Consider the following 17,976-nt stretch of genomic DNA (forward strand, 5'->3'; position numbering starts at 1 on the left):
GGCAGGGCGGCCAGAAGGGGGCTCAGGCGGTCAGTACCGCCTCCGCCTCCCGCACCACATCGGCCAGCGCGCCCGGGGCGAAGGGCGAGATCAGCCCGGCCGAGCGGACGAGAGCCTGGAAGGGGGCGCTGCCGCCGCGGGCGCAGAGGGCGACATAGTCCGCCAGCGCGGCCGGAGCGTCGCGGCGGGCCTTGACCCAGAACTGCATCGCGCAGCACTGCGCCAGCGTGTAGTCGATGTAGTAGAGCGGCGAGTTGTAGATGTGCTGCTTGGCCTGCCAACGGCCGCCCTTTGCCGGGTATTCGAGGTCGCCGTAATCGGTCCAGGGCATGTAGCGGCGTTCGAGGCGCTGCCAGATGGCGTGGCGCTCGGCGGGCGTCGCCTCCGGGTTCTGATAGACCTCGTGCTGGAAGTGATCGACGCAGACGCCGTAAGGCAGGAAGGCGAGCGAGGTCTCGAGGTGCATGCGGCGGAAGCGCTCCGCCGCCCCCTCCCCCACCAGCAGGCCCATATGCGGATAGGTGAGGAATTCGAGGCTCATGGAGTGGATCTCGGCGGCCTCCATGGTGGGCCAGAGTTGGTCGATGCCGGGCAGCTCGCGGCTTTCCCAGTTCTGGAAGGCGTGGCCCATCTCATGGGTGAAGACGCCGATGTCGTGATGCGTGCCATTGAAATTGGCGAAGATGAAGGGGACGCCGACAGTGGGGAAGCTGGTGCAGAAGCCGCCGCCCGCCTTGCCGGGGCGGTTGCGCATGTCGAGGAAGCCGCCCTCCTCCATCAGCCGGTAGAAGGAGGCGAGGCGCAGGTCCATGCGGTCGAACATCGTCTGCGCCGCGGCGACGAGGGTGTCGTGGTCGCCGATGGGCTTCGGGTTGCCCTCGGGGTCGATCAGCGCCTCGTCCCAGTAGCGCAGGCGGTCCCAGCCGAAGCGTTGGCGGCGGGCTTCCAGCAGGCGGGCGATGAGGGGGACGACATGCTCGGCCACTTGGTCGCGGTAGCGGGCGACATCGGCGGCGTCGTAATCGGTGCGGCGGAGGCGGCGGTAGCCGAGGGGGAGGTAGTTCTCGTAGCCGAGCTTCCGCGCCATGCCGTGGCGGAGGCGGACGAGGGCGTCGTAGAGCGAGTCCAGTTCTTCGCCATGAGTGGCGAAGAAGGACCAGCGCAGTTGCTCGGCCTCGTGGCGGGTGGCGCGGTCGGGGTCCTCGGCATAGGGGGCGAGGCCGGAGAGGTTGGTCTCGGTGCCGCGGATGGCGAGCTTCGCAGAAGCCATCAGCTCGGTGTAGCGGGCGGTGAGCTTCGCCTCCTCCTCCAGGTCGGCGGCGATGACCGGGTCGAAGGTGGTGACGTCGGTTTCCCACAGGCGCAGCGTGTGCGGGCCGAGGGCGGCCTCCAGCGCGGCGCGGTCGGGCCATGCGAGGAGCCGGCGCTTCAGCGCCACCTCATGCGCCGTCGCCTCGGGCGAGAGGGTGTCGGCATATTCGCGGGCGGCCTTGGCCTCGGCGTTACGCGTATCCTGGGAGAAGCGCAGATGGACGAGGCTCGACCAACTCTCGTAGTCGCGGCGCTGGCGGTCCCAGGCGGCGAGCGCATCCGCGAGGGCGCCGGCGTCGAGCCGGGCGTCGAGCGCGGCGTGCTCGGCGGCGAGGCTCTCCGGCGTGGGCGTCGGGAAGGCGAGGTCGGCGAAGCGGGGTGTCGTCATGCGGCGAGGCTTTCGAGCGGGCCGAGGGCGCGTTCCAGCAGGGGACGCACCTTGGTGGCGAAGCCCTCGATGCTGCGGAGGGCGAGCGCGGTTGTCGAGGCGCCGGCCTGGAATTGGAGGAGGTAGTGGCAGGGCTGCGCGGCCCTGATCTCGGCCAGCATGCGCTCGGCGATGGTCTCGGCATCGCCGACGAGCATGTGGCGGGCCATGTCCTCGAGGCTCATCTCGCCGGGCCAGGGCTTCTCGATCAGCATGCCGCCCTGCATGTGCTGCTCGCGGTGGCGGAGGCTCTGCGAGAGGCGGATCTGGTAGCGGATGTTCTCGAGGAAGCCCTCGGCCTCCGCCTTGCTGTCGGTGACGCACATATGGCGGAGCGCGCCGAAGCGCAGCCGCGCCGGGTCCTGGCCGGCCTCGCGGTAGGTGGCCTCGAAGCGGGCGCGGGCCTTGGCGAGAAGTTCGGCGGTGTAGTGGCGGGGCGTCACCATCACGACATAGCCGCGCCGGGCCGCCATGCGGTGGAGCTCCGGGTTGTCGCCGGCGACCCAGACCTCGGGCACGCCATTGACCGGGCGGGCGGCGATATGGGTCTCGGGCAGGCGGTGGAAGCGGCCGTCGAAGCTGAAGGTCTCGTTGGCCACCGCCTGTTCCAGCATCTCCATGAATTCCAGGGTGCGGGGCGTGTTCTCGGCGAGATCGGCGCCGAAGCGCTCGAACTCGAAGGGCTGGTAGCCGCTGCCGATGCCGAGCACGAGGCGGCCATGGGTCATCTGGTCCACCATGCCGATCTCCGCCATGAGGCGGGAGGGGTGGTAGAGCGGAACGATGACCACGCCGCTGCCGAGCCTGATGCGGCTGGTCTCGCCGGCGCAGCGGGCGACCATCATCAGCGGCGAGGGGCAGACGCAGTAATTCGAGAAATGGTGCTCGGCGAACCAGGAGATGGCGAAGCCGGCCTCCTCCGCCGCCCTCACCTGGGCGACGGCGCCGTCATAGAGGCTGGCCAGGTCGGTGCCCGGCCCGCGATAGCCCATCAGGTTGAACTGGCCGAAATCCATGAGGCGCCTCCCGCTTTTGCGGAGAGTGTCGGCCCATGGCGCCGGCGCCTCAAGCCTTTCGGTCGAAGCGGATGACGACGCAGGGCACGGTGACGGCGGGGGCGGGCAGGCTGACCGTATCGAGCCGGCGGTAGCCAGGGCCGGCTTCTTCCAGCAGCACTGCGAAGCCGGTGTCGTCGGGGCGGGGCCTGCGGATCTCGACCGAATGCTGCCATTGGGCGCGGTCGGAGATGGCGTTGAGGACCATGCTCGGGCTGCCATGCAGGCGGCAGCGGGCGCGCCAGCCGCCGTCGAACCAGCGGGGCTGGAGCGGCGTGTCGAGGACGAGCGGCGGCTGGCCCTGGAAGTCGAGGGTGAAGCCCTCGCCCTCAATCAGGGTGATGGTGCGGTCCTGGCCGGCGAAGTCGGAGAACTCGGCATCCTTGTCGACCCAGGCAAAAGTGACGAGCCAGCCGGGGCCGCCGACCACATCCGCCTTGCGGCCGGCGCCGTTGCGCCAGGGGGAGACGGTGAGGCCAAAATGGTGAAGGTGCATCGACGGGTCCGGCGCGGCTGGGTTGGGTCTTGCACCCTAATGGAGAGAAAGATCGGGGGAACCCGCTACGTCCTCGCGCGGCATGTCCATTCGACGCAGCCATCGGCCTGCAAGGGGCGACAGCTGCATCTGGGCGGCTGCATCAACCATGGCACGGGGCGCACATCATCGCCGACCGGGCCCGGCTGGAAGCGGCGGCCCGCGAGTGCCATGGCGTCATCCAGGGGGTCAATGCGCGGCTGTGAGAGGCAGGCGCCGGCCCGGATCTCAACGCTGCCGAATGACAGGCAGGTGCCTCGAATGGGAGCGATGCATGCTGCACTCGCATGTGTCCAGTAGTGAACAGACGGGTTGGACAGAACCTTCCATCATCCAGCCGCTTTAGTTGCGCAATATTTCCAGGTCAGAAAAAGACTGAAGTACTCCCGGAGAGGAGAAACGCCATGCATCATTGGATCACACCCAGGCCCTCCCGCGAACTGGCCGGACGACGCGTCCTCGTCGTCGAGGATGAGGCGCTCGTCGCCATGCTGGTGGGGGACAGCCTGGAGGAGGCGGGCGCTACCATCGTCGGCCCTGCCGCTACCGTCGCCGAGGCGCTGGCGCTGATCGAGGATGGCGCGCTGGACGCCGCGGTGCTCGACGTCAACCTGCACGGCCAGCGGATGACGCAGGTCGCCGACCGGCTGGCGGGGATGAAGGTACCTTTCGTCATCGCCACCGGCTACGGCTACGATTGCGAGATCGGCGATCATGCGGGCGCGCCGATGCTGCAGAAGCCGTTCGACCTCGCGCGGCTCACCTCGGCGCTGGTGTCGGTCATCTGACGACGTCATCGGGCGGGGGATGACGGCCAAGGGCGGTTCCGCCGGGCTGGCCGTGCCGGGCCGGGTGGTCCCGCGCCCTGCCCCGGCAGCGCTAGGACAGGGAGCGAGGGCGGGCGGCTGCTACCGCTTCTCGTATTGCCGACGGGGCGCCGCCGGGCGCGGGCGAGGCGTGTCGGCGAGCGGCGGGTCGGAGGGCTGGATGCGGATATGCGCGTCCTTGGCATCGCCCGGGCGGCGGACGGCCGAGGCGAAGCGGTCGGCGGCCCAGGGGGCGACCTCGAAGCGGGTCTCGCGCTCCTGCACCTGGATGCGGCCGATCTCCTGGCGCGTGACATTGCCGCGGCGGCAGAGGAAGGGCAGCACCCAGCGGGGGTCGGCATTGCCGTTGCGGCCGAGATTCATCCTGAACCAGGCGCCGGGGGCGTTGCCGGCCGCCGCCGGGTGGGGCTGGCGGGGCGGCGGGCGGTCGCTGATCTCGGCCAGGTCCTCGGGTGCCGGGAGGGGGGCGCGGAGGGTGCGCATCAAGGCCGCGGCCAGGGCCTCGGGGGACTGGGAGGCGAGGAGCTGGCGGGCAAGCGCCAGGTCGCCGTCGATCGGCTCCTCGGCGGCGAGTTCCGTTGCCTGGACGAGGATGCGGGCGTCGTCCTTCTCGCGGATGGCCTCGGCCGAGGGGGCGGGGCCCCAGGCGGCCTGGACGCGGGCGGCCTGCAACAGGCGCTCGGCGGCGCGACGGCGGTTGTGGGGAACGAGGAGCGCGCTAATGCCCTTGCGGCCGGCGCGGCCTGTACGGCCGCTGCGGTGGAGCAGCGTCTCCGGGTCGTTCGGCAGCTCGGCATGGATGACGAGGCCAAGATCGGGCAGGTCGATGCCGCGGGCGGCCACGTCGGTCGCCACGCAGACGCGGGCGCGGCCGTCGCGGAGGCTCTGCATGGCGCGGTTGCGCTCGGCCTGGGAGAGTTCGCCGGATAGCGCCACTGCAGCGAAGCCGCGTTCGGCTAGGTTGCCGTGCAGGCGCGTCACCGTCGCTCGGGTGCGGCAGAAGACCATGGCCGAGCGCGCCTCGAAAAAGCGGAGGCTGTTGACCACCGCGCGCTCGATCTCGTGCGGGGCGATGATGAGGGCGCGGTACTCGATGTCGCCGTGCTGGGCGCCGGCATCGCCGGCGGCGATCCGCAGCGCGTCCTTCTGGTAGGTGCGGGCGATGGCGGCGATGCCGGCGGGGACGGTCGCCGAGAAAAGGAGGGTGCGGCGGTCCTCGGGCGTCGTCTCGAGGATGGCTTCCAGCTCCTCGCGGAAGCCGAGGTCGAGCATCTCGTCGGCCTCGTCGAGCACGACGGCGCGAAGGGATTGCGGGCGGAGGTTGCCGCGCTCCAGGTGGTCGCGGAGGCGGCCAGGGGTGCCGACGACGAGATGGGCGCCGCGTTCGAGGGCGCGGCGCTCGGCGATCGGGTCAGTGCCGCCGACGCAGGTGACGACGCGGCCGCCGGCCTTGGCGTACAGCCAGGCGAGTTCGCCCTGGACCTGGAGGGCCAATTCGCGGGTCGGGGCGACGACGAGGGCGAGCGGCTGGCCGGGCGCGGGCAGGCGGTCCGTCCCGCCCATCAGCAGGTGGGCCATGGCGAGGCCGTAGGCGACGGTCTTGCCGGAGCCGGTCTGGGCGGAGACGAGCAGGTCGCGTCCTTCGGTCTCGGCCTCGAGCACGGCGGCCTGGACGGGGGTGGGCTCTGCATAGCCACGCTCGGCGAGTGCGGCCTGCAGCGGAGCGGGAAGCGGGGGAAAGGGCATCAAGGTATCCGGAAAACTTACGGCGGGGTCCGGGGCCAGGCTTTGGCCCCGGCGGGGGCACGGGGGCGGAGCCCCCGCTCTTACATGACGAGCTTCGACCGCCTTTGCTGACGCAGCACATCCTCGATCCAGCGATCGAGACGGATGGTCTCGGCCTCGGCCTCGGCGCGGGCGGGGTAGGCGAGCTCGAAGCGGAGCGAGAGCCAGCGCCAGGCGACGAGGCGCTTGTGGACCTTCTCGGCGCGCTCCAGCTCCTCTCGCGCCGCGCGTTCGGGCGCGGGCAGGCGGCCGGCCATGGGCGGCGGCACGGGGCGGCCGGCGCCATGCTCCACTGCCCAGCGGGCGAGACGGGAGACGCCGTTGTCGCGCTCATCGACCGGGCAGAGGGCATAGGTCCAGCGGTCGAGGAGCGACAGGCCGGGGACGCCGTCGATGGCGGAGGCGACGGCCATGGCCTGGGTCAGGTCTGCGAGGCGGTAGTTGGGGTCGTCGGGGCGCAGCACGGCGCGCTTGATGCGGGCCAGCACGCCGAAGAGGCTGTCGGAGCCAATCTCGGCGGCAACGGCGGCGATGATGTCGGCATCGGGCTGCACCTGCGGGCGGATGTCCTCCGGCACCTCGGGCGCGGCGTTCAGCATCATCTTGACGAAGTCGGGGCTGCCGCCGCCGGCGAGGACCGCGACGACGCCCTCCTCGTGCTGGCCGAAGCGGCCGGCGCGGCCGCCGATCTGCTTCACCTCCTGGGTGTTCAGCTCGCGGCGGGACTCGCCGTCGAACTTGCGAAGGGTGGAGAAAACGACGCGGCGGATGGGCAGGTTGAGGCCCATGCCGATGGCATCCGTCGCCACCAGCACATCGGCATCGCCGGTGCGGAAGCGGGCAGCCTCGGCGCGGCGGACCTCGGGGCTGAGCGCGCCGTAGACGACGGCGACGCGCTTGCCACGCTTGACGAGTTCCGCACGGAGGTCGAGCACGTCGCGGCGGGAGAAGGCGACGAGGGCGTCGCCGGTGCGGAGGTCGCCGAGGGCGACGGGCTTCGAGGCGGCGACGAGCGGATTCTTCCGCTGCAGCTTCACCTCGTCCATCTCGTCGTCGCAGAGGCGGGCGATGCGGCGGACGAGCGTCGCGCATTCCGGGGCGCCCAGGACGAAGACCTCGCGGGCGGGGGCACCCATGATGGCGGCCGTCCAGGCGGCGCCGCGGTCGCGGTCGCCGAGCATCTGCGCCTCGTCGATCAACGCCACGTCCACCGGGTTGTGGAATGGGCACATCTCGACGGTGGCGGCCAGGTGGCGGCTGCCGGGGACGGGCAGGCGCTCCTCGCCGGTGGAGAGGGAGGCGAGGACGCCGCGCGTCGCCAGCGCCTCGCGGAATTCATGGGCCAGGAGGCGGAGGGGGGCGAGGGCCATGCCGCTTTCCGACTTCGCCAGGCGGTCGAGGGCGGTGTGGCTCTTGCCGGAATTGGTCGGGCCGGTGACGAGGGTGATGCGGCGGTTCAGCGCGCGGGCAGTCGCGAAGTGGCCGGCATAGCGGTCGAGGGCGGCGACGCGGGCGACGGCGGCGTTGCCAGCGCGGGTCGGCTTCGCCACAGCAGGGCGGGCCAGGCGGGTGCCGGGGGCCTCGGCCTCGCGCCAGGCGGGGACCTGGGGGCGGAGGGCGGTGATCTCCTTCGGATCGAACTCCCACTTCTCCTGGCCCTTGTTGCGGGTCGGGATGCGGCGGGCGACGGGGATCAGGCCTCCGCCGATCCAGCGCAGGACTTCCTTCTCGGTGGCGCCGAGGAGGTTGGGGAGGGCGCGGAACTCGACGAGGCTGCGCTCCCAGGCACGGAGGCGCTGGACCTCCTCGCGGCGCTTGGCGCGGGTCGCGGCCTCGGCCTCGCGGAGGTCGCGGCGGCGGCGGGATTCGACGGCGGCGACGGAATCGAGGAAGGCAAGTTCCGCATCGCCGCGAAGGTCGAAGGCGGCGGCGACCTCGCGGGCCAGCATGGCGTGGCGGTCGGCGGAGAGGCTGCCGGAGCCGGATTCGACCAGCTCGGCGGTGATGGCCTCGAGCGCGGCTTCCGCCGTCGGGCCGAGGTTGCGGAAGCGGCGGACCAGGGCGCGGTCGAGGGCGGCGAGGAGGGTATCGTCCTCCGGCTCCAGCTCGGCGATAGTGCCGGCGGCGGTCTCGACCTCGGCGCGGCGGACCCAGATGCGGCCGGCGCGGTTGGCGAGATCGTTCAGCCGGGCGATCCAGGCACGGCGACGGGTCTCGATGAGGGCGGCGCGGACGGCATCGGCATCGGCCGGCAGGCGCCGCTCGACGCGGCGGATGAGGGCCGGCATCTCACGCGGGGCGACGGCGAGGCCGGAGGCGAGGATCGCGGCCTCGGCGGGGGAATGGCGTGGCGCGGGGCTCTCGGCGTATGCGGAGGGGGCGCCATCGGTATCGGTCAAATCAGGAACTCCGCGGTCCTCCCGATGGAAGGCCGCGCCAGGGAACGAAGCGGGGGATAGGACCTGCCGCCTTATCGGGCCGGAACATCCGCCGGGGTATCGCCCGGCGGAGGTGGCTTGGCAACGTGTCGCAGGTCTGCTGGTTGCATATGGGGCGCCAGGCCCCGCTTCGCCAGGGGTGTTCTGCCGGGGCTATTTCGCGGCGACGAGGCTGCGGCCGCGGATATTGGCCAGGGCATTGTGCAGCTCCCAGGCGCGGAGCGGCTTCTCGACATGGGCATCCATGCCGGCGACGAGGCATTCCTCGACCTCGGCCTGGTTGGCACTGGCGGTGACGGCGACGATGGGCACCCGGCCCCGCGGTCCTGCGGCGGCGCGAATCTGGCGGGCGGCGGTGAGGCCGTCCATCACCGGCATGTGGATGTCGAGCAGCACGGCGTCCCAGTCCTGGGCGAGGGCGGCTTCCAGGGCCTGGGCACCGTCGGGCACCACCTCGACCTCATGGCCGGCGGCGTTGAGCAGGGCACGGGCGACTTCGCGGTTGACCAACACGTCATCGGCCAGCAGCAGGCGGAGCGGCTTGCCGACGGGGAGCAGGGTGGGCTCCGCCTCGGGCTCGGCGGCGGGTTCGGCTCGCGGCAGGGGGAGCTCGGCCCAGAAGCAGCTCCCCTGCCCTTTCTCGCTGTCGCAGCCGATGCTGCCGCCCATTAGCCGGACCAGCCTGGCGGTGATGGCGAGGCCAAGACCGCTGCCCTCGGCCTGCCCGGCGCTGGCGAGGCGGGTGAATTCCTGGAAGAGCGAGGCGCGCTCGGCCTCGGTCATGCCGGGGCCGGTGTCGGTCACCTCGATGCGGGTGAGGCCCCCGGCGGCGGGTAGGATGCGCAGCACGACCTCGCCACGCGCGGTGAATTTCACCGCGTTGCCGAGCAGGTTGAGCAGGATCTGGCGCAGGCGGACCGGGTCGGCCATGACCCAGCCTGCGGCGCGGGCGGCGACGTCCACCCCGAAGGCGAGGCCCTTCGCCGTGGCGGCGGGGCGGATAAGGGCGGTGGCCTCCTCGGCGAGGGCGGCGAGGCAGACGGGAGACGGAGCCAAGGCGACCTTGCCGGCCTCGATGGCGGCGAGGTCGAGCAATTCGCGGATCATGGACATGAGGTGCTCGCCGCTGGCGGTGATTTGCTCGGCGCCGTGGCGCTGGGCAGGGGTGAGGTCGGGGTCGGCCTTCAGGATCTGGGCATGGCCAAGGATCCCGTTGAGCGGGGTGCGCAGCTCATGGCTCAGCATGCGGACGAAGCCGGTCTTGGCGGCGCTGGCGGCCTCGGCGGCGTCGCGGGCGGCGGCGAGCTCGGTGGCGAGGCGGGCAAGCTCGGCATTCTTCGCCTCGAGCGCGGCCTGATGGGCGGCGAGGCTGGCGGCCATGCTGTTCACCTCGGCGGCGAGGCGGCCGAATTCGCCGCCGAAGCGACCGGTTTCGGCGCGGGCGGCGAGGTCGCCGGCGGCGATGCGGCGGACGGCGGCGGCGAAGTGGGCCATGGGCCGCAGCAGCATCCAGCGTCCGGCGAGCAGGGCGAGGGAAAGAGCGATGAAGGTGGCGCCGAGCAGCATGGCCAGCACCTGGAGTTGCAGGGCCCGCAGCGGCGCCTGGATGGCCTCGATCTCGCGGGCGACGGCCAGGACGGCGCCGGTCCCCGGGATGGGTGCGAAGCCGAAGAGGCGCGGCCCGCCAATCAGGCCGGCGCCCTGGCCATGGCCGGCATGACCCTGCAGGGCCTCCTCGAGGACGGTGCCGCGCAGGCTGCGGCCGATCAGCGCCGGGGCGGGCGGGAAGCGTTCCAGGATAGTGCCGGCGGCATCGGCCAGTAGCAGGGAATCGACCCCGACCGGCAGCTGCGGGCTGCCGGCCTCACCCGGGACGGCGAGCGGGCGGGGGCTGGCGGACCGCTCCCGCGCCATGTTCACCGCGACGGCCTGGAGGGCGAGGCCGGCTTCCTCCAGATGCGCCTCGGCATGGCGATGCTGCTCCCACACGGTCAGCATCCCCGGCGGCAGCACGGCAATCAGGATCAGCGCTATCATGCGCAACCGCAGGCTGCCGAGCCGATGCAGGGAAGAATGCCAGAGCCGCAAATCACATATCCCGTGATGGATGGGACACAGATAGTCGAATGGCTCCGTCATTCAACTAAAAGTTATTCAAGGCGCCGCTTACGCACTTTTATGTCCAGGAACTGGTAAGGTTTTCGCTCAACGCAGCTCCGGAGCGGACAAGATGCCGGCCGATGCACGCCGTGGTGGCGGCGCCGGCCCGGCAAGCGGCCTCTAGGCCTGGAGGAAGGCCATCCGGTTGGCTTCGAGCACCAGACAGGTCAGCTCCCGCCCATAGGCGGCACCGGTGTCGATGCCGATGCGGTTGCGGCGGAGGACGGGCCCCTGCGTCGGCGTATGGCCGTGGATGACAACCAGGCCGAGATCGGCCTCCGAATCGAGGAAACCGCCGCGGATGCGGATGAGGTCGTCCGGCGACTGCGCCTTGAGCGGCACGCCCGGGCGGATGCCGGCATGGACGAAGAGGTAGCCGCCCTCGCGGTGCATTAGGGCGAGCGCCTCGACGAAGCGGCGATGCGCGGCCGGGATCAGCGCCGGCCAGGTGGCCGGGTCGCTGTCCGGGTCGATGTCCCAGCTGGCCAGGGCCTCGCGCCCGCCATGCATGCGCCAGTCGGTGACGGCGGCGCGCTCACCGGCCAGCGCGTCGATCATGCTGCGCTCGTGGTTGCCGAGGAGGTTCACGGTGGGAAGGCCGGCGATCGGGTCTCCGGCGGCGAGGCGGGCGATGACGCCGCAGCTATCGGGGCCGCGGTCGATATAGTCGCCGAGATGGATCAGCAGCGGCGCCGTCACGGGACGGGCGGCGAGGTCGGCAGCGACCTGCGCATGGATGGCGGCGAGCTTCTCGTCATGGCCGTGGACATCGCCCACCGCATAGATGCGTCGGCCAGACGGCAGGCGGGCGGGGGCGGATTGGAATTCGGGCATCGGCATCACTCCGCCCGGCGGAGGCCCATGGCGAGGCTCCGCTCGTCCATGCGGGCATCGTAGCGGAGGCCGGCGCGGGTGGCCCAGGCATTGACGAGGTGGAACAGCGGGATCAGCGCGACGTCCTCGCTCGCCATGTGGACGGCCTGGCGGAGCAGGGCCTCGCGCTCCTCAGCGTCGAGGGTCGCGGTGGCGCGGTCGGTCAGGGCATCGAGCGCCGGGTTGGAGTAGCGGCCGGCATTGGAGGCGCCGCGGCGGGCGGCCGGATCGTAGGTGCCGAGCACATTGGCCAGCAGATAGCTCGCCTCGCCGGTGGTGCTGCCCCAGCCGGTGAGGCGCATGGCGAATTCCTGCCGCGCGGCGCGGGCGGAGAAGGCCGACCAGGGAAGGGCCGCAACCTCGGTGCGGATGCCGATGCGGCTCCACATCTGAGCGACGGCCTGGGCGGTGCGGGCGTCGTTCGGGTAGCGGTCGTTGGGGCTGTGCAGCGTCAGGCGGAAGCCCTCGGGATAGCCGGCCTCGGCGAGCAGGCGGCGGGCGCCCTCCGGGTCGAAGGCGGGGACGGGGGTGCCGGGGTCGTAAGAATAGACCCCCGGCGGCAGCCATTGGCCGGCGGGGCGGGCGGCACCCTCCATCACCCGCTCGGCGAGCGCCTGGCGGTTGATGGCGATGGAGAGGGCGCGGCGGATGCGGACATCCTTGAAGGGGTTCGCCGGCAGGAGCTGGCCGGCATTGTCGGTGACGAAGGGCACTGCCGTGTCGCGCGAGAAATCGGCCTGGAGGAAGACCAGGCGGAGGCCCTGGATCTCGAACAGGCCGATGCGGGTATCGGTGCGCAGCCGGGCGAGGTCGGCTGAGGGGACCTGGTCGATCATGTCGACATCGCCGGCGAGAATGGCGGCGGTGCGGGCGGCGTCATTGCCGAGGAAGCGAAGGGTGACGCGGCTCCAGGGCTCGCGCGGGCCCCAATAGGCCTCGTTGCGGGCCAGCTCGGTGCGGTCGTTGGCGGTGTGGGAGAGCAGGCGGTAGGGGCCGGTGCCGATAGCGGCGCGGCCGCCGTTGAAATCCTCCGTCGCGGCGCCCTGGGCGGCGTGGCGGGCGACGATGGCGATGTAGGCGATCTCGGTCGGCAGCAGGGAATGCGGCTGCCTGGTGTGCAGGCGGATGGTCAGCGGGGCAACCACCTCCACCTGCTTCACCATGCGGAGGAAGCTGCCATACCCGCCGGGGCTGTTCGGCACGCTGGGCGCGCGGGCGAGGGAGAAGGCGACATCCTCGGCGGTGAAGGGGCGGCCATCGTGCCAGGTGACGCCGGGGCGGAGGCGGAATTCCCAGACTGTCGGCGAGACGGCGCGCCAGCTCTCGGCGAGGCCGGGCTGGAGCTGCACGCGGGCGTCGCGCTCGACCAGGCGGGAGAAGATATGGGCGGCGAGCTGGGCGTTGGGCGCGGCATTGAAGAAATGCGGGTCGACCGAGGTGGCGGGGGCAGCGACGCCGATGGTCACCGCATCGGCCCCGGTCGTGGCCATGGGGCGCTGGGCCAAGGCAGGCGAAGCGAGCCCCATCAGGGCCAGGGCCCAGAGGATGGGCGACACGCAGTCTCTCCTTGTTCCGGCCTCGGTGCTTATGGCCAAGCCTAGCCCGGTATGCCAGGAATTCCAGCCGTCACGCGCAACACGGGAGAGAGGCGCATGCTGGAGATCGAGACGATCGGGGATCTGCGCGACCATGTCGGCAAGAGCCTCGGGGCCGGGGAATGGGTGACGGTCGACCAGAAGATGATCGACCAGTTCGCCGAGGCGACGGGCGACCACCAGTGGATCCATGTCGATGTCGAGCGGGCGAAGCGGGAGATGCCGGGCGGCAAGACCATCGCGCATGGCTACCTCACCCTCTCGCTGCTGCCGCGGCTGAACCAGAGCATCTTTCGGGTGAAGCAGCGGAGCCGGGGGGTGAATTACGGCTCGAACAAGGTGCGCTTCACGGCGCCGGTGCCAGCCGGGTCGCGGGTGCGCGGACATCTGACGCTGAAGGCGGTCGAGCCGGTTGAGGGCGGGGCGCGGCTGACCATGGAGGCGACGGTGGAGGTCGAGGGGTCCAGCCGGCCGGCATTGGTCGCGGAGACGCTGTCCTTGATCTATGAATAAGGGGTAAGGCCCGCGAAGGGCCGAGGGAGGCCTTTCGATGCGCTTCGCCTGTCTCGCAGCCGGGATGGCCGCCTTCCTCGCGCTGGGGCCGGGTGAGGCCGGGGCGCGGGGGTACCATGGCGGCTACGGGTACCATGACGGCGGCTATGGATATCGTGGCGGGTATGGGTATCGCGGGGGCTACGGCTTCCGCGCCGGGCCGCCGGGCGGGTACTATGGGCCGGGCCATCATGGGCCGCGCTTCTATGGCTATGGATATGGCTATCCGCCGCCGGCGGTCTATGCACCGCCGAGGGTGATCGTGCCGGGGGCCAATCCCTATCCGCCGGCGGGGCCGGATGGCGGGTACAAACGCTAGGGCGTCGACAACCCTTCGGCAGCCTTGGCCGTTAGGCGGACGTCGCGGATCGAATCCCCTGTCGTTCCGCCTTGGAGGACCTATGCCGGATACGAGCTCACCGCCTGCGGGATTCGAGAGTCATTGGGACGCGCACTGGTTCGCGGACAAGTCCGCCGAGTGCCGCCGCATCGCGGCCCTGCTCAGCGATCACACGCAGCGCCAGGCCCTGCTGGCCCTGGCCGAGGATTTCCAGACGCAGTCGGACCATGCCGCGATGCTGGCGCAGATCGCCATCGGGAAGCTGCAGCGGGCGATGCGCTCGCCATGAGCTAATCGAGCTGGATGCCTGCCCGGCGGATGGCCTCGCCATAGCGGGCGATCTCGGTGCGGACCAGCGAGGCGGCCTCGTCCGGGCTGCCGATGGCGGGGTCGAAGCCGGACTCGCGCAGGCGGGCCTGGAGGGCGGGGGCGGAGAGCGCTCGCGCCGCGGCGTCGGACCAACGGCGAAAGGCGGGTTCGGCGAGGCCGGCGGGGCCGTAGAGCATGTACCAGACATCGAGGTCGTAACCGGGGACGCCGCTCTCCATCACCGTCGGCACCTCGGGCAATGCGGCGGCGCGGCGGGCGGTGGTGACGGCGAGGCCGCGCAGCATCCCCTGGCGGATGCCGGGCAGCACCGAGGAGAGCGTGTCGAAATTCACGTCCACCACGCCCTGGGCCAGGTCCATCACCACCTGCCCGCTGCCGCGATAGGGGACATGGACCATGCGGGTGCCGGTCGCCTGCATGAAGAGCTCGGCGGCGAGGTGCTGGCTGGTGCCGACGCCGTTGCTGGCGAAATTGAGCCCGCCCGGCCTCGCTTTGGCGAGGGCGATGAAGCTGGCGAGGTCGCGGGCCGGCGAGTTGGCCGGGACCGTCACCACCATCGGCACGGCGGCGACGAGGGCGATCGGCGTCACGTCGCGCGCCGGGTCGAAGGGCGGGGCGCGCATGGCGAGCGGGACCTGCACCATGTTGCTCACCGTGCCGAGGGTCGCGGTGTGGCCGTCGGGGCGGGCGCGGGCTGTGGCGAGCGCGGCGATAGTCCCTCCCCCGCCGGTGCGGTTCTCGACGGCGACGGGCTGGGCGAAGTCATCCGCGAGGCGGGCGGCGAGGAGACGGGCGAGGATGTCGGTGCCGCCGCCGGGGGCGAAGCCGACCAGCAGGGTGATCGGGCGGGAGGGAAAGGCATCATCGGCCAGGGCCGGTGCGGGGAGCAGGAGCGCGGGCAGTGCCCGGCGCGGGATCATGTGGCGAGCCTCGGCGCGCCGAGCTCGTCGGCCAGGGCGTCGAGCTGGGTGCGGAGCGGGGGCGGGATGGGGATGCCTTCGGCCGTGCGGCGGGTGCGCGTTGCGGCACTCTGCTCGCCGGGGAGGAAGATGCGGTCGATGCCCGGCAGGCGCGCGCTACCGCGGATTTCGCGGGCCAGGGCGTCAACGCGGCGGCGGAACTCCGCCGGGTCGCCGAAGGCGGCGAGGTCAATGGCGAGGATGGCTTGGCCGGTATTCGTCACCGTGGTGTCGTCGGCGTTGAAGTCGACGACGTCGCGGCCCATGGCGGCGCCGTTCAGCGTGCCGGCGAGCAGGCCGAAGATCAGCGCAAGGCCGTAGCCCTTGTAGCCGCCGATGGGGAGCAGCAGCCCCTCCCCTGCCCGCTTCGGGTCGGTGAGCGGCTGGCCCTGGCGGTCGATCATCCAGCCCTCCGGCATGGGTTCGCCGCGCTGGGCCTTCACCTTGACCTTGCCGTAAGCGGCAACCGTCGTCGCCATGTCGAGGATGATGGGCGGCTCGTCCTGGGTCGGCACGGCGACGGCGATGGGGTTGGTGGAGAGCAGCAGCTCCAGCCCGCCCCAGGGCGGCAGGTGGTTGGCGCTGCCGACGGCGAGGTAAAGGCCGATCATGCCGGCCTCCATCACCATCCGCGCGTAAAGGCTGGCGGGGCCGGCATGGTTGCCGTGGCGGACGCCGCACCAGGCGACGCCCTGGGTGCGGGCCTTGGCGATGGCGGTATGCGCCGCCATGGTCGTGGCGAGGTGGCCGAGGCCGTTGTCGCCGTCGATCAGCGCGGAGGCCGGGCGTTCCTCGACGATGCGCGGCGTGGCGCGGGGGTTCATGCCCCCGGCGCGCATGCGGCGCATATACTGGGCGAGGCGGAAGACGCCATGGCCGTCGGCGCCGATCAGGTCGGCCTCGGTCATCAGCCCGGCGACGAGCGCGGCATCGGCGGCGGGGACGCCCGCCGCCTCGTAGATGCCGGTCATGAAGCGGCGCAGCGCCTCGGCGGGGATCCGGTCTGGCATCGGTCGTTCTCTCCCTTTGGGGGCGAGGCTAGACCGGGTGCCGGGACTCAGGCCATGGCCGCCGTCGCGGAGCGCTTCAGCCCGACATATTCGAGCTCCGCGATCAGCGCCGTGGCGATGGCCTGGACGAGGATGAAGGAGGCGCCGAGCCCGTTCGGCGCGATCCAGGCGGGCAGCAGGAGCAGCACGCTGTCGATCGCCCAGAGCGCGTTGCCGGCGACGATGCCGAGCACCAGCAGCCGCGGCAGCTGCGGCCGGGTGCAGGCCCAGCCGAGGACGGCGGCGAAGGCCAGCAGGACGAGGCCGGACTCGCGCAGCAGGGGCAGCGGCAGGTGGAACCACCAGCCGAGCGGGGCGGCGCAGACGGCCATCAGCAGGCCGAGCGCGGCGCAGCTCACCGCGTCGAGCAGGAGGGCGCGGCGGAGGAAGGTGGAGGGGATGATCATGCGCGTCATGGCTCAGGCCTCCGGCGCCAGGTCGATGAAGCCGATGACGCGGGCGAAGCGCCCATCATCGGCGAGCTCGGCGATGTCGGTGCCGGCGGCGACGGCGGGGCCATCCCCGGCGGCGAGCTCCCAGGCGAAGCGCAGGACGCCGTGGTGCGCATCCACCTTGCCGCTGCGGCGGAAGCGGAGGCCGGGGAACTGGGCCTGCGCGGCGCCGATCATGGCGGCGATGCCGTCGGGGCCACGGCCTTCCATCAGCGGGTCGGTGTAGGTCGCGGCCTGGGCGAAGGCCTTGCCGGCGAGGGCGGCGCGGCGGGCGGCATCGGCCTCGTTCCAGCAGGCGATGTAGGTGTCGATCAGCTGGTCATGCATCCTGGTGGCTCCCTTGGCGACCGGCGGGGAAGTCCCGCCGGCGCAGGGAGGATGCAGGGACGGATGGGGCGCCGCGATTACGTGGGAGGTCAGATTCAGCGGGCACGGGCGAGGAGGCGGCGGGCGCGCTCGACGACGGGGAGGTCGATCATCGCGCCCTCGAAGGCGACGGCCCCCTGCCCGGCCGCCAGCGCCTGCTCGAAAGTTTCGATCAGGCGGCGGGCGCGGTCGGCCTCGCCAGCGGGGACGCCGTATTCCTCGTTGATGATCGGCACATGCGCGGGGTGGATGCAGGCGGTGCAGGCGAAGCCGAGCTTCCGCGAGCGTTGCAGGCTGGCGCGGTAGCCGTCGAGGTCGCGGAAATCGGCGAAGGCGCCGATGGAGCCGAGGGGGAGGATGCCGGCGCCACGGGCGGCGGCCACCACCATCATCCCGAAGGGGTAGAGCATGTCGGCGCCGGGCACGGCCTCCAGCTCGGTCGAGAGATCCTCGGAGCCGAGGCCGAGGGCGGCCATGCGCGGATCGGCGCCGGCGATGGCGGCGAGGTGCGGCAGGGCCTGCGGCGTCTCGACGATGCCGATGAAGCGGGTATGGCCCTGCGGCAGGCCGAGGGCGGCCTCGCGCGTCGCGACCACTTCGGAGAGCAGGCGGATATGCTCGGGGCCCATCACCTTGGGCAGCATCAGCGCCGAGACCTCCGGACGGATGGCGGCGGCGATGTCGGGCACGGCGAGGTCGAGCGGGCGGTTGATGCGCACGGCGAGGGCCTGGCCTTCGGCATGCAACGCGGCCGCTGCACCGGGGAGCGCGGCGCGGGCCGCCTCCTTCTCGGCGGGCGGGATGCTGTCCTCGAGATCGAGGATGATCACGTCGGCGCCGCGGGTATGCGCCTTGGCGACGAAGCGCTCGGCGGTCGTGGGGACGAAGAGGAGGGAACGCCAATTCGGCACGGTCATGTTCG

The 17,976-nt window shown here is 71.8% G+C and carries 17 protein-coding genes; 4 read left to right on the plus strand and 13 right to left on the minus strand.

The window, feature by feature from the left end; genetic code table 11:
• Window positions 1-22: 22 nt before the first annotated feature.
• The 3 genes from EP26_RS06500 to EP26_RS31730 are packed head-to-tail and all read right to left on the minus strand — an operon-like array spanning window position 23 to window position 3,289.
• The gene (locus EP26_RS06500) at window positions 23-1,699 is read right to left on the minus strand and encodes a M3 family oligoendopeptidase (protein WP_043337170.1); all 1,677 of its coding nucleotides are present in this window, start codon (window positions 1,697-1,699) and stop codon (window positions 23-25) included.
• Window positions 1,696-2,754: an LLM class flavin-dependent oxidoreductase gene (locus EP26_RS06505; protein WP_043337173.1), complete on the minus strand. Its 1,059-nt coding sequence runs from the start codon at window positions 2,752-2,754 to the stop codon at window positions 1,696-1,698. Before EP26_RS06505 ends, EP26_RS06500 begins: the two co-directional genes overlap by 4 nt.
• 49 nt (window positions 2,755-2,803) lie before the next feature.
• Window positions 2,804-3,289: a HutD/Ves family protein gene (locus tag EP26_RS31730; RefSeq protein ID WP_052388875.1), complete on the minus strand. Its 486-nt coding sequence runs from the start codon at window positions 3,287-3,289 to the stop codon at window positions 2,804-2,806.
• 443 nt (window positions 3,290-3,732) lie between these two features.
• Here EP26_RS31730 and EP26_RS06515 point away from each other — a divergent pair, with 443 nt between their 5' ends.
• Window positions 3,733-4,116, plus strand: coding sequence for a response regulator (locus EP26_RS06515; protein WP_043337175.1), 384 nt, complete (start codon window positions 3,733-3,735; stop codon window positions 4,114-4,116).
• A gap of 120 nt (window positions 4,117-4,236) precedes the next feature.
• Here the strand turns inward: EP26_RS06515 and EP26_RS06520 are convergent, their stop codons facing one another.
• From EP26_RS06520 to EP26_RS06540, 5 genes are all read right to left on the minus strand, one after another.
• Complete coding sequence (locus EP26_RS06520) at window positions 4,237-5,901, minus strand: DEAD/DEAH box helicase (protein WP_043337177.1); 1,665 nt, start codon at window positions 5,899-5,901, stop codon at window positions 4,237-4,239.
• Between the two features lie 80 nt (window positions 5,902-5,981).
• Window positions 5,982-8,339, minus strand: coding sequence for a helicase-related protein (locus tag EP26_RS06525; protein ID WP_043337180.1), 2,358 nt, complete (start codon window positions 8,337-8,339; stop codon window positions 5,982-5,984).
• A gap of 192 nt (window positions 8,340-8,531) precedes the next feature.
• On the minus strand, window positions 8,532-10,415 hold the full coding sequence (locus EP26_RS31735; RefSeq protein ID WP_169747366.1) for an ATP-binding protein: 1,884 nt from the start codon (window positions 10,413-10,415) through the stop codon (window positions 8,532-8,534).
• A 243-nt stretch (window positions 10,416-10,658) separates the two neighbouring features.
• Window positions 10,659-11,372, minus strand: a complete 714-nt coding sequence (locus EP26_RS06535) for a metallophosphoesterase (RefSeq protein ID WP_211259389.1) — start codon at window positions 11,370-11,372, stop codon at window positions 10,659-10,661.
• A gap of 5 nt (window positions 11,373-11,377) precedes the next feature.
• Window positions 11,378-12,967 carry an ABC transporter substrate-binding protein gene (locus EP26_RS06540; protein ID WP_043337184.1) on the minus strand — a complete coding sequence of 530 codons (1,590 nt, stop codon included), beginning with the start codon at window positions 12,965-12,967 and terminating at the stop codon, window positions 11,378-11,380.
• A 96-nt stretch (window positions 12,968-13,063) separates the two neighbouring features.
• Between EP26_RS06540 and EP26_RS06545 the strand changes: the two genes are divergently transcribed.
• The 3 genes from EP26_RS06545 to EP26_RS06555 all read left to right on the plus strand — a co-directional run bounded on the left by EP26_RS06545 (window position 13,064) and on the right by EP26_RS06555 (window position 14,187).
• Window positions 13,064-13,519, plus strand: a complete 456-nt coding sequence (locus EP26_RS06545; protein WP_043337185.1) for a MaoC family dehydratase — start codon at window positions 13,064-13,066, stop codon at window positions 13,517-13,519.
• 37 nt (window positions 13,520-13,556) lie between these two features.
• Complete coding sequence (locus EP26_RS31740) at window positions 13,557-13,877, plus strand: hypothetical protein (RefSeq protein ID WP_052388877.1); 321 nt, start codon at window positions 13,557-13,559, stop codon at window positions 13,875-13,877.
• 82 nt (window positions 13,878-13,959) lie between these two features.
• Complete coding sequence (locus tag EP26_RS06555) at window positions 13,960-14,187, plus strand: hypothetical protein (RefSeq protein ID WP_043337188.1); 228 nt, start codon at window positions 13,960-13,962, stop codon at window positions 14,185-14,187.
• Window position 14,188: 1 nt separating this feature from the next.
• Here the strand turns inward: EP26_RS06555 and EP26_RS06560 are convergent, their stop codons facing one another.
• From EP26_RS06560 to EP26_RS06580, 5 genes are all read right to left on the minus strand, one after another.
• Window positions 14,189-15,148, minus strand: coding sequence for a Bug family tripartite tricarboxylate transporter substrate binding protein (locus tag EP26_RS06560; protein ID WP_043337190.1), 960 nt, complete (start codon window positions 15,146-15,148; stop codon window positions 14,189-14,191).
• Window positions 15,145-16,197: an Ldh family oxidoreductase gene (locus EP26_RS06565; RefSeq protein ID WP_043337191.1), complete on the minus strand. Its 1,053-nt coding sequence runs from the start codon at window positions 16,195-16,197 to the stop codon at window positions 15,145-15,147. Before EP26_RS06565 ends, EP26_RS06560 begins: the two co-directional genes overlap by 4 nt.
• A 47-nt stretch (window positions 16,198-16,244) precedes the next feature.
• A complete protein-coding gene (locus EP26_RS06570; protein ID WP_052388878.1) occupies window positions 16,245-16,652 on the minus strand; it encodes a hypothetical protein in 408 nt (135 codons plus the stop codon).
• Window positions 16,653-16,655: 3 nt separating this feature from the next.
• A complete protein-coding gene (locus EP26_RS06575; protein ID WP_043337193.1) occupies window positions 16,656-17,015 on the minus strand; it encodes a nuclear transport factor 2 family protein in 360 nt (119 codons plus the stop codon).
• 95 nt (window positions 17,016-17,110) lie between these two features.
• Complete coding sequence (locus tag EP26_RS06580) at window positions 17,111-17,971, minus strand: HpcH/HpaI aldolase/citrate lyase family protein (protein ID WP_043337195.1); 861 nt, start codon at window positions 17,969-17,971, stop codon at window positions 17,111-17,113.
• Window positions 17,972-17,976 lie beyond the last annotated feature (5 nt).

Origin of the sequence: Belnapia moabensis DSM 16746, assembly GCF_000745835.1 — a bacterium.
Classification (GTDB): domain Bacteria; phylum Pseudomonadota; class Alphaproteobacteria; order Acetobacterales; family Acetobacteraceae; genus Belnapia; species Belnapia moabensis.

Excerpts from the sequence above, each read along its gene's own strand:
- EP26_RS06500 (WP_043337170.1), bottom strand. The coding sequence starts at position 1,699 with ATGACGACACCCCGCTTCGCCGACCTCGCCTTCCCGACGCCCACGCCG.
- EP26_RS06505 (WP_043337173.1), bottom strand. The coding sequence starts at position 2,754 with ATGGATTTCGGCCAGTTCAACCTGATGGGCTATCGCGGGCCGGGCACC.
- EP26_RS31730 (WP_052388875.1), bottom strand. The coding sequence starts at position 3,289 with ATGCACCTTCACCATTTTGGCCTCACCGTCTCCCCCTGGCGCAACGGC.
- EP26_RS06515 (WP_043337175.1), top strand. The coding sequence starts at position 3,733 with ATGCATCATTGGATCACACCCAGGCCCTCCCGCGAACTGGCCGGACGA.
- EP26_RS06520 (WP_043337177.1), bottom strand. The coding sequence starts at position 5,901 with ATGCCCTTTCCCCCGCTTCCCGCTCCGCTGCAGGCCGCACTCGCCGAG.
- EP26_RS31735 (WP_169747366.1), bottom strand. The coding sequence starts at position 10,415 with ATGATAGCGCTGATCCTGATTGCCGTGCTGCCGCCGGGGATGCTGACC.
- EP26_RS06535 (WP_211259389.1), bottom strand. The coding sequence starts at position 11,372 with ATGCCCGAATTCCAATCCGCCCCCGCCCGCCTGCCGTCTGGCCGACGC.
- EP26_RS06545 (WP_043337185.1), top strand. The coding sequence starts at position 13,064 with ATGCTGGAGATCGAGACGATCGGGGATCTGCGCGACCATGTCGGCAAG.
- EP26_RS31740 (WP_052388877.1), top strand. The coding sequence starts at position 13,557 with ATGCGCTTCGCCTGTCTCGCAGCCGGGATGGCCGCCTTCCTCGCGCTG.
- EP26_RS06555 (WP_043337188.1), top strand. The coding sequence starts at position 13,960 with ATGCCGGATACGAGCTCACCGCCTGCGGGATTCGAGAGTCATTGGGAC.
- EP26_RS06560 (WP_043337190.1), bottom strand. The coding sequence starts at position 15,148 with ATGATCCCGCGCCGGGCACTGCCCGCGCTCCTGCTCCCCGCACCGGCC.
- EP26_RS06565 (WP_043337191.1), bottom strand. The coding sequence starts at position 16,197 with ATGCCAGACCGGATCCCCGCCGAGGCGCTGCGCCGCTTCATGACCGGC.
- EP26_RS06570 (WP_052388878.1), bottom strand. The coding sequence starts at position 16,652 with ATGACGCGCATGATCATCCCCTCCACCTTCCTCCGCCGCGCCCTCCTG.
- EP26_RS06575 (WP_043337193.1), bottom strand. The coding sequence starts at position 17,015 with ATGCATGACCAGCTGATCGACACCTACATCGCCTGCTGGAACGAGGCC.
- EP26_RS06580 (WP_043337195.1), bottom strand. The coding sequence starts at position 17,971 with ATGACCGTGCCGAATTGGCGTTCCCTCCTCTTCGTCCCCACGACCGCC.